Origin of the sequence: Rhizobium sp. BK251 (assembly GCF_004345245.1) — a bacterium.
Classification (GTDB): Bacteria; Pseudomonadota; Alphaproteobacteria; order Rhizobiales; family Rhizobiaceae; genus Rhizobium.
The window spans coordinates 490,455-499,800 of the sequence record NZ_SLUQ01000008.1 but is presented as its reverse complement, the minus strand read 5'-3'; the positions used below and the strand labels follow the sequence as shown (position 1 = coordinate 499,800).

Genomic DNA, 9,346 nt, shown 5'->3' with positions numbered 1-9,346 from the left:
AAAGTTTTTTGACATTTTTGTAACATGCTGATTTTAAAAGGGAAATTTGAGCGACCAGTTTGGGGATAACCAATCGCGTCGAAGGCGCCCCAAAATTCCTTTTCCAACTGGTCAAAAAAAGAGACCGGCCCCTTCGGCCGGCCCCATTTCCATTCCTGAGCCCTCCCCTTCACCGCACGATCCAGACATGCGGCCAGGGATGCGTCACTCGCGGATTGGGCCGATACCACGGCTTGCGGATATAGTGACGCTGCCAATAGGCGTCGTTGAACTCGACGACCCCGATGCCTGCCACGGGTACGATGGCCGGACGAAGCACCACGTCGCGGCCCTGGTACGTCACCTGCATATAGTTCGCCGAGACCCATCCGCGCTGGCCCCGCCAGCCGACATCGCACCAGGACCGGTCCGCGAGGCAGCCGTGGACGGCAAGCGGTTCGCCGGTGCGAAGCGCGACGACGATGGGATAGACCGTTCCGGGACCAGCGCGCAGGTTGACGCCGGTCCGCGACACCGCTGGCGTCGCCGCAAGTGCACTACCTGCCGTCGCGAGCGCCGAGGCCAGGACCGCTGCGAATGCCATGCCCGATCCCGCAGCCTTCCATCCGGATATTCCTTCCGGCGATTTCCTGCCCATCGGACGTCTCATCCGGGAAAGCGGGCGCGATCAAGCTGCTCGGCGGTGAGCTGCTTGCGCAGTTCGGTCACCGCCAGCTTCAGGTCCTGCGCCTTCTTGCTGTAGGCAATCAGCGCGTCGGCGACGTGCTCGGCCCGGCCGAAAGCCTGCTGCGGCTCGTCCTCGCTTGCGCCGATCGAATGCACGACTTCATTTTCGGGAACCATCGCCATTATCGCCTGCGTATAGGCGCGCCAGGCCGCCTGTTGGTCGGCTCTTATGCCGATTGCGGTTTCCTGGGCCGACAGGACCATGCCGATCCGCAGGCGAAGCCGTGCGGAATCGTAGCGGTCCTTCATATAGCCGAGGCGGCCCGCATGACCGAAATGCCCCCAGCCGGCAAAGCCGCCGGCGGCTTGCAGCGGCAGATCGCGGGCCTGCCCTTCTCCGGGTGAGCTCTCGGCGGGCGGCGTGATGTCCTGGGCTCGGGAAGGACCATGCGATGCGAGCATGAAGCCGCCGGAGAGGAGAACGGCAGCAGTCGTCCTGAATGTCATGACTGATCCTCGATGTTGATGCGAGGATTGGAGTGTGACCTGCCTCTGTTGCGGCAATCGTTCAGCCGCGTAACGAAATGTAACGGCTCACGCGGCGGCGCGGTTCTCGGAGATGAGCGGCAGGGAAACGATTGCTGTCAGCCCGCCTCCCGGCCTGTCCTCGAAGGCGATCAGGCCGTTATGCGCATCCAGTATCTGCTTGACGATGGTCAGGCCAAGCCCGTTCCCGCCGAGCTCCCGGTTTCGGGATTCCTCGAGCCGCACGAACGGTTCGAGAACTTCCCTTCGCTTCTCCGCCGGAATGCCAGGCCCCCGGTCGGCCACCACGAGCAGCGCGAGCCCCTTGCGGCGCTCGACGGTGATATCGGCCCTGCCGCCATAGCGAACCGCGTTGCCGACGAGATTGTCGAGGACCCGCCGCAGCGCCGTCCGGCTGATCGCGACGGGTACCGCCCCCTCGGGCAGCTGCAACGAGACCTTCTCCGCGCTATCATGCCGTTCGTCGAGAGCCGACCGCACTGCGGCGGCGAGGTCGAGCTCCTCCTTCTCGTCGGCCACGATGGTGCTGTGGGCAAAACCGAGCGCATCCTCGACCAGCTGCTCCATGGCCTCGACATCGGCGATTGCCTTCTCGCGATGCGGCGTTTCGGGCATCATCTCCATGCGCAGGCGGAAGCGCGTGAGATAGGTCCTGAGATCGTGCGAGATCGCCCCCAGCATAAGCGTCCGGTTGTTGACGAGCGCGGCAATGCGCAACTGCATTTCGTTGATCGCGCGGATCAGGCTGCGAAGCTCGCAGGCGCCCTCTTCGGGGATTTTCACCGGGGTGAGGCCGTTGCCGAGCGAATTCACGTGGCGGCTGAGCCGCGTCAGCGGCCGCGTCTCGCGTGCCACGGCGCAGACGGCGATGACAGCGACGAGCAGGCCGAGCAACCCGGCCATGAAACCGACGGGGATGCCGCGGAGGCGAACGGTCGGCGTGTCCGGAATGTCGAAGACCGCGACCCTCCCTCCGGTGATGCCCACGGTCACCTCTATGGTGCGGTCGGCGCGGCCGACCGAAAACCACTGCTTGGGCCGCTCCGGAAGGCCGCGCACGCGCAGGAACCTCGTCTCGCCGGAAAGGTCGCTCTTCAGGCGGTGATGCCAACCCGGATCCATCAGCTTCTCGCCGCCGTCCGCCGGCGGGGTATCGGCCAGACGAACATTGACGCCACCCGCGGTCAGCGCTTGTGCGGCAAGCTCCTGCGCTTCCGGCGAAATGCCGTCGAAAAGGCGCACCGCCGACACGACCTGCAGCATCGGCGAAAGATGCCGGGGGACCGGCGCCTCCTGCTTGATCGAGGTCGCAAACAGCGCGACAAGCTGAATTGCAAACAGCGCCAGGGCGACGATCAGGATGATGCGGGAAACGAGGCCGAGCTTTCTCATGGCTCACACGTCCTTGACATCTGCTGTGAAGAGATAGCCCGCGTTGCGGACGGTCGTGATCAGCTGCGCGCCGTCGGGCAGATATTGCGAGAGCTTGGTGCGCAGCCTCGAAACGGTAACGTCGATCGTCCGGTCGAAGGGATCGGCGCAGCGCCCCCTCGTCCAGTCGAGCAGCTGGTCGCGCGACAAGACCCGGCGCGGCCGCTCTAGGAAGCAGACGAGCAGGTCGAATTCCGCGGTCGTCAGCCTGACCGGCCCCTCGCCTTCGGCTTCGATCGCGCGCCCGTCAAGGTCGATAACGAGGCCGGCGAAGCTCTTGCGCCGGCGCGCGCTCGCATCCTCCCGTCCCTGCGTACCCGAGCGGCGAAGGATGGCACGTATGCGCGCCAGCAGTTCGCGCGGATTGAACGGCTTGCCGAGATAATCGTCCGCGCCCATCTCCAGCCCGAGGATACGGTCGATATCCTCGCTCTTGGCGGTCAGCATCAGGATAGGCACGCTGCTGCGCGCCCTCAGCCGGCGGCAGGCCGAAAGCCCGTCCTCGCCGGGCAGCATCACGTCGAGGACCACGAGATCGGGCAGCCCCCTTGTCAGGGCGCGGTCCATGGCCGCGGCACTCTCCGCCGTCTCGACGGCAAAGCCCTCGCGGCTGAGGAACTCCTCGAGCAGTGCCCGTATTTCGCGGTCGTCCTCGACCAGTAGAAGTGTTGCTGGAGCCATATCCCGATCAATGCGTTGCCGAAACCCGGCTTGACAACAAGCAAAGCGACGCAGTTACAAACTGTAACAAATTCCCCCGTTTCTGAAAAACTCGCGAAAAATAGATCCCCCATCGTTGTTGTGTTCGAAGCACGGCAAGTGACGCTGCCACGGCCAACGACGAGGATCTTGAAATGAAGAAGTCGATGACGACGGCCGGTACGGCCACCCTGTTTCTGGGTCGTCCGACCGCAGACGCCCGGACACGCGACGACATGGTGACGACGAAACGCGGCGGCGCCCGGCAGCGAGAGCGATGAGACATCTGGCGATCGCAATCGCGCTTCTTTGCGCCTTTGATGCCTCGGCGGAGCAGCTGACGCCCGACGAGAGGGCCACGCTGCGCAATGCCTGCGGGGCCGACATCCGCGAACACTGCGCCGGCATTCTGCCTGGCGGCGGGCGGCTCGCCCGATGCATCCGCGAGACCTCCGTGCGGTTCTCGCCGGACTGCAAGACTACCATGAGCACCATTGCTGCATCCCGACCGCAACAACAGCAATGATGCTCGGCGCCGGAGGTGGTTGACGACATGTCTCCCCGACCTTGTCCTGTCCCGCTCCGGCTGAACGGCTGGACCTGCGCCATTCCCCGCGCGGGTCCAGCCGTCATTTCGGTCCCTTGCCTCTGGCGCGCGGCTCTCAACCATGCGAAATGAACGGTACAACCGTGAAGGAGCAAGGCAGGAATGGCAGAGTGAACAGGCGCCCACCGCAAAAATCCCGTGAACGCACGCGGACCGGTGAGAGCGCACAGGACAAGCGTGTCACCCTGCCGCGCGCGCTTTCCAAGCTCGGATATTGTTCGCGAACCCAGGCCGAACGGCTGATCGAGGCCGGCAGGGTCGGCGTCGACGGGCGCATCGTCACGGACGCCTCCGCCTGGGTGCGCCTCGACGTCGCCAGCATCACCGTGGATGGTGCTGCCGTCGCGGCCGAAAAGAAGATCTGCGTCATGCTAAACAAGCCTCGCGGGCTTGTGACGACCCGGAACGACCCGGAGGGGCGTCCCACGGTCTATGATTGCCTCCGGGATTTCGACGGACCGTTTCTCTCGCCCATCGGGCGGCTCGACAAGGCGAGCGAAGGCCTGCTGCTCTTCACCAACGATACGCATCTCGCGCAGGCACTGCTGGATCCGATCAGCCATGTCGCCAAGACCTATCATGTCCAAGTCAACCCGATCATGGACGACGAGATGCTGGCACGCATGACGGCAGGCCTCGTCTGCGACGGCGAATTGCTGAAGGCGACCTCCGTCCGTTCGCTGAGGACAGGCGACAGGAATGCCTGGATCGAGGTGGAGTTGAACGAGGGTCGCAACCGCCAGATCCGCCGCATGCTGGAGGCGCTCGATGTCGAGTGCCTTCGCCTCGTGCGCGTCGCGATCGGTGACCTCGTGCTTGGGGAGCTACCGAAGGGCGCTGTCCGGCCGCTGACGGAGATCGAGATGAAGGGCCTGCGCCGCCGCGCCGGCATCGAAAGATAAGACGACATGGAAACGATCGCCCCCCAGGATTTCTGGCAGGAGCTTCACACGCCCGGCAGTTTTGACCGAGGCGCGCATGCGGGCTTCTATGTGGCCGAACTGCCCGACGGACGGCAGTTGCGCCTTCCGATCCGCCCGCTTGCGGACGGGGAGCATGCCCTTGCCTCGCTGATCATCAACCAGGCGAGCTTCGCCGTGCAGGATGCGCTCGCTGCCGCCCTTGCCGAGAGGTTGCGACCGCTCGCGATCGATGTCGTCGTCGGCCTGCCGACGCTGGGACTGACGCTTGCCGGCGCAGTCGCCCGGGCGCTCGGACACGACCGCTACGTTCCTCTCGGAACCTCGCGCAAGTTCTGGTACCGCGAAGACCTGTCCGTCTCGCTGTCCTCCATCACCACGCCGACGCAGGAAAAGCGGCTCTACATCGATCCGCGCATGCTCCCCTTGATCGAAGGCCGCCGCGTGGCGTTGATCGATGACGTGATTTCGAGCGGCACATCCATCCTTGCCGGACTTGGCATGTTGCGGCTTTGCGACGTGGAGCCTGTATCGATCGGCGCGGCAATGCTGCAGTCCGACCGCTGGCGCGAGCGGCTGCATGCCGCCGACCCCGCCTGGGCGGAACGGACGATCGGCGTCTTCTCGACACCGCTGCTGCAGCGGGATGGGGCCGACGGCTGGCGCACCGCCGAACCTGCGGGTGTCCGCTCCGCGTAGAAATCAGCAATGTAGCCCGCAATCTCCCTGTACAGGGATCGCCGAACGGTTACATTTCCGGGCAAGCGATGGCGATTGCGGACCCGCTCATGTCGATGAACCAGGTAGCTCTCCTGATCCTTCTGGCCGTGATGCTGGTTCTCTTCTCGCTGGACCGGTTCCGCATAGAGATCGTCGCTATCGCCGGGCTTCTCGCCGGTTACGCGCTCGGCTTCTATCCCGTCACGGGCGTCTTCGCAGGGTTCGCCAATCCCGCCGTCATCACCGTCATCGAAATCCTGATGATCGTGCAGGTGCTCGCGCGTGCCCGGCTCTTTGCAGTGGTCGCAGAGCGACTGGCGACAGCGAGCATGGGTCGTTTCCGCGCGATTGCGGGCCTGTCTGCGATGACCGCATTCATCTCCGTGTTCATGAACAATATCGGCGCATTTGCCATCGCCCTTCCGGTGGCGCTCCGGCTCAGCGACACGACCTCCATCCCGCGGCGGCACTTGCTGATGCCCATCTCCTTCGCGGCCCTGCTCGGCGGCCTCGTCTCGCTGATCGGCACGCCTGCGAACCTTCTCGTCAGCGATGCGCTTGCGAAGTCGACCGGCGCCGGGTTCCATTTCTTCGACTTCGCCTTCGTCGGCCTTCCCGTCGCAGCATTCGGCATATTGATCGCGGCCTATGCGGTGCCGCGCCTCCTGCCGGGCGAAGGCAGCGCCCGCCGGATCGCGAATGCCGGCCGCCGCATCGTCACCGAAAGGAAAGTGCCGGTCGGATCTCCGCTTGCAGGCCGCCGGCTTGCCGACCTTCCATCCGAATTCGGCATCGCCCCGCACGCCCTCTTCCGCGACGGTTCCCTCCTCGGCGCAAAGGAACGGGCGGTCGTGAAGGAAAACGACGTCCTGCTTCTCGAGAGTACCGGCCCAATTATCGACAGCCTCGCTGCAGCCGGCATGCTGCTGTCCCAAAGGCTCGGCCCGGAGAGTTCCGACCTGATCCGCACCGAGGCCGTCGTGATGCCGGAAAGCACGCTGGTCGGGTCGCGCATCCGCTCGCTCGACGTCTTTCACAGCCGCGGCATCGCGGTGACGGGCCTTTCCCATCGCGCCGCCCGCGTCGAGGGAGGTTTTGCTGATCAGCGTCTTTCGATCGGCGATATCCTGCAGATAGAGGGCACGCGGGAAGCGATCGCGGAAGCGCTGGAGGAATGCGAGTGCCTGCCGCTCGCGCCAACCGTGCCACGGCAGCCGTTAACGCTCCTTTCGTGGCGACCGGTCGCGATCTTTGTCGCGGGCGTTGCCGCATCGGCATTCGGCCTGCTCACGCCGGACATCGCCTTTGCCTGCGTTGTCCTTGCGCTTGCGATCTTCGGTCATCTCAACATCCGCCAGGCGATGGCCGACCTCGACTGGCCGATCATCATCATGCTCGCGGCGATGATCCCGCTTGGAACCGCCGTGGGAACAACGGGCACGGCGGCAGCACTCGCCGACTGGCTCAGCCTTCATTTCCCCGTATCCGAGCCGATGGTCGGTATCGCCGTGCTGCTTCTGCTCGCAATGGCGATCACGCCTTTCGTCAACAACGCGACCGTCGCGATCATCCTGATCCCCATCGCCTTCGAACTCGCAAGAACGGCCGGCCATAGCCCCGGCGCCTATCTGATTGCGGTCGCCGCAGGCGCATCTCTCGATTTCCTGACGCCCTTCGGCCACCACAACAATACGCTCGCCATGGGCATCGGCGGCTATCGCTTCAGCGATTTCCTGCGCGCCGGTTGGCCGCTCGCCGTCTTCGGCTATATATTGACCCTGCTGTTGATCGATCTGTGTTGGCTTTAGCGCATGCCGTTGCTTGACATGAGCGACGGGCGAACTAAGGGTCCAGCCGGAAGCATCCGGCGGCGCGATGCAAGAAGGACTGGTGAGCGACTTGAGAATTCTGGCCGAAGCCCATTTTCCCGAACTGCCCAACTACTACCGGGGCAAGGTGCGCGAGAATTACGACCTGCCGGACGGCCGGCGCATCATCATCAGCACCGACCGCCTCAGCGCCTTTGACCGGATCCTCACCTGCATCCCCTACAAGGGCCAGGTCCTGACCCAGACGGCGCGTTACTGGTTCGAGGCGACGAAGGACATCTGCCCGAACCACGTGCTTTCCTATCCCGATCCGAATGTCGTGGTGGGCAAGCGTCTCGACATCCTGCCGGTGGAGATCGTCGTTCGCGGCTATCTGGCCGGCACGACGGGAACATCCATCCTGACGCTCTATAAGAAGGGCGAACGCGAAATGTACGGCATCCGCCTGCCCGATGGCATGCGCGACAATCAGATTTTGCCTGAGCCGATCATTACGCCGACCAGCAAGGAATTCGACGGCGGCCACGACGAGCCGCTGACGCCGGCCGAGATCGTCGAGCGCGGCCTGCTTACCAAGGCTCAGTGGCAGACGCTCTCCCAGTATGCGTTGGCTCTCTTTGCGCGCGGTCAGTCGCTTGCGCGCGAACGTGGCCTCATCCTCGTCGATACGAAATACGAGTTCGGCACCGACGCGGCGGGCAACATCATTCTCGCCGACGAGATACATACGCCGGACAGCAGCCGCTACTGGCTGGCCGACAGCTACCAGGCAAGCTTCGAGAGTGGAAAACGCCCCGCGAGCTTCGACAAGGATTTCGTCCGTGCCTGGGTTGCTGAACGCTGCGATCCCTACAAGGACCCGATTCCGGAAATTCCGGCGGACCTGATCGAGCAGACTTCCAAGGTCTATATCAGCGCCTATGAGGCGATTACCGCACAGCCCTTCGTTCCCGACGACAACGGCGAAACGCCGATCGAGCGGGTCCGGCGCAATCTGCAGCCCTTCTTCGCCAGCGCCTGACCAGAGGGCAAAACGCCTGATGCCATCTCGAGGCCGTCCCCGCATTCCGCACTCGACTTTGGGTGCGCCAGCACCTAGCCTTGTCGATGGGGAACGGGGCGCGATGCACGACGTTGCGGGCATTGCCGGGATTGATAAATGACACGCAGACCGCGGCGGAAGGCCGAAGAAACGCGAGAAGACATTCTCTCGATGGCTGAAATGCTGTTCAGGGAGCGTGGCTTCGTATCCGTTTCGATTGCCGACATCGCCGGTGCCCTGCGCATGTCGCCGGCGAACGTCTTCAAGCATTTCCATTCGAAGGTCGCGCTGGTCGATGCAATCGCCGAGCGTCATCTGGAGCGGAACGCGGAGCGCTTTACCGCCTTTTCCGAAACGCTGCCCGCCAAGGAGCAGTTGCTCAACTTCGTGCTGCGCCTCCTCGACAACCATCTCCAGGACATTCAGGAAAACCCCTATATCTTCGAGATGGTCCTTATGACTGTGCAATCGAAGCTCGAGGCCGGCCAGCGCTATCGCCAGAGGATCATAGAGGCGCTGACCACGATCATCCGACGGGGCGCTGCCGAAGGCAGCTATCGTTGCCCCGACCCCGTCGCCGCTGCAGCAATCGTGACGGATGTGCTCGCCAGCGTCCTACATCCTGTGATCATTGCTGGTGAGACGCGAGAAACGCTCTTGTTACGCGCTCGCGAAATCGTGAGCTTCACGGACTGTGCACTGCAAAATTATCCTTGCTAAGTGACGATTGTTTCATTACGTCACTTCACAAAGCTTTTCTTAAATATGGGTTGAAAGCATTTCGGCCCGGGCAAATCGTTGTTTTAGGCCTGTGCCGTTTAGGCACGCGAACTTGCCAAGCCCTCCGTATGGAGATCATAATCTCGCGGCGGCCTTGGTCGGAATA

The 9,346-nt window shown here is 63.6% G+C and carries 11 protein-coding genes; 7 read left to right on the top strand and 4 right to left on the bottom strand.

All coding sequences use genetic code 11. From position 1 onward, the window contains the following. Positions 1 to 169: 169 nt before the first annotated feature. The 4 genes from EV286_RS22880 to EV286_RS22865 form a co-directional block, all read right to left on the bottom strand. Positions 170 to 583: an SH3 domain-containing protein gene (locus tag EV286_RS22880; protein ID WP_165932914.1), complete on the bottom strand. Its 414-nt coding sequence runs from the start codon at positions 581 to 583 to the stop codon at positions 170 to 172. Positions 584 to 645: 62 nt separating this feature from the next. After that, entirely contained in the window at positions 646 to 1,173 is a 528-nt protein-coding gene (locus EV286_RS22875) for a hypothetical protein (protein ID WP_132959451.1), read from the bottom strand. An 87-nt stretch (positions 1,174 to 1,260) separates the two neighbouring features. Beyond that, on the bottom strand, positions 1,261 to 2,604 hold the full coding sequence (locus EV286_RS22870) for an ATP-binding protein (protein WP_132959450.1): 1,344 nt from the start codon (positions 2,602 to 2,604) through the stop codon (positions 1,261 to 1,263). Between the two features lie 3 nt (positions 2,605 to 2,607). Next, entirely contained in the window at positions 2,608 to 3,324 is a 717-nt protein-coding gene (locus EV286_RS22865) for a response regulator (RefSeq protein ID WP_132959449.1), read from the bottom strand. 173 nt (positions 3,325 to 3,497) lie between these two features. Here EV286_RS22865 and EV286_RS32785 point away from each other — a divergent pair, with 173 nt between their 5' ends. The 7 genes from EV286_RS32785 (at position 3,498) to EV286_RS22835 (ending at position 9,180) form a co-directional block, all read left to right on the top strand. Further along, positions 3,498 to 3,623: a hypothetical protein gene (locus EV286_RS32785; RefSeq protein ID WP_281041104.1), complete on the top strand. Its 126-nt coding sequence runs from the start codon at positions 3,498 to 3,500 to the stop codon at positions 3,621 to 3,623. After that, positions 3,620 to 3,868 (top strand): hypothetical protein, encoded by a 249-nt coding sequence (locus tag EV286_RS22860; RefSeq protein ID WP_132959448.1) that lies wholly within the window; start codon positions 3,620 to 3,622, stop codon positions 3,866 to 3,868. Before EV286_RS32785 ends, EV286_RS22860 begins: the two co-directional genes overlap by 4 nt. A 191-nt stretch (positions 3,869 to 4,059) precedes the next feature. Continuing rightward, positions 4,060 to 4,851, top strand: coding sequence for a pseudouridine synthase (locus EV286_RS22855; RefSeq protein WP_245500796.1), 792 nt, complete (start codon positions 4,060 to 4,062; stop codon positions 4,849 to 4,851). Positions 4,852 to 4,866: 15 nt separating this feature from the next. Then, positions 4,867 to 5,568: a phosphoribosyltransferase gene (locus tag EV286_RS22850; RefSeq protein WP_132959490.1), complete on the top strand. Its 702-nt coding sequence runs from the start codon at positions 4,867 to 4,869 to the stop codon at positions 5,566 to 5,568. Positions 5,569 to 5,657: 89 nt separating this feature from the next. Beyond that, complete coding sequence (locus EV286_RS22845; RefSeq protein ID WP_132959446.1) at positions 5,658 to 7,397, top strand: SLC13 family permease; 1,740 nt, start codon at positions 5,658 to 5,660, stop codon at positions 7,395 to 7,397. A gap of 91 nt (positions 7,398 to 7,488) precedes the next feature. Beyond that, positions 7,489 to 8,439, top strand: coding sequence for a phosphoribosylaminoimidazolesuccinocarboxamide synthase (locus tag EV286_RS22840; protein ID WP_132959489.1), 951 nt, complete (start codon positions 7,489 to 7,491; stop codon positions 8,437 to 8,439). Positions 8,440 to 8,577: 138 nt separating this feature from the next. Continuing rightward, positions 8,578 to 9,180 (top strand): TetR family transcriptional regulator, encoded by a 603-nt coding sequence (locus EV286_RS22835; RefSeq protein WP_132959445.1) that lies wholly within the window; start codon positions 8,578 to 8,580, stop codon positions 9,178 to 9,180. Positions 9,181 to 9,346: the final 166 nt, after the last annotated feature.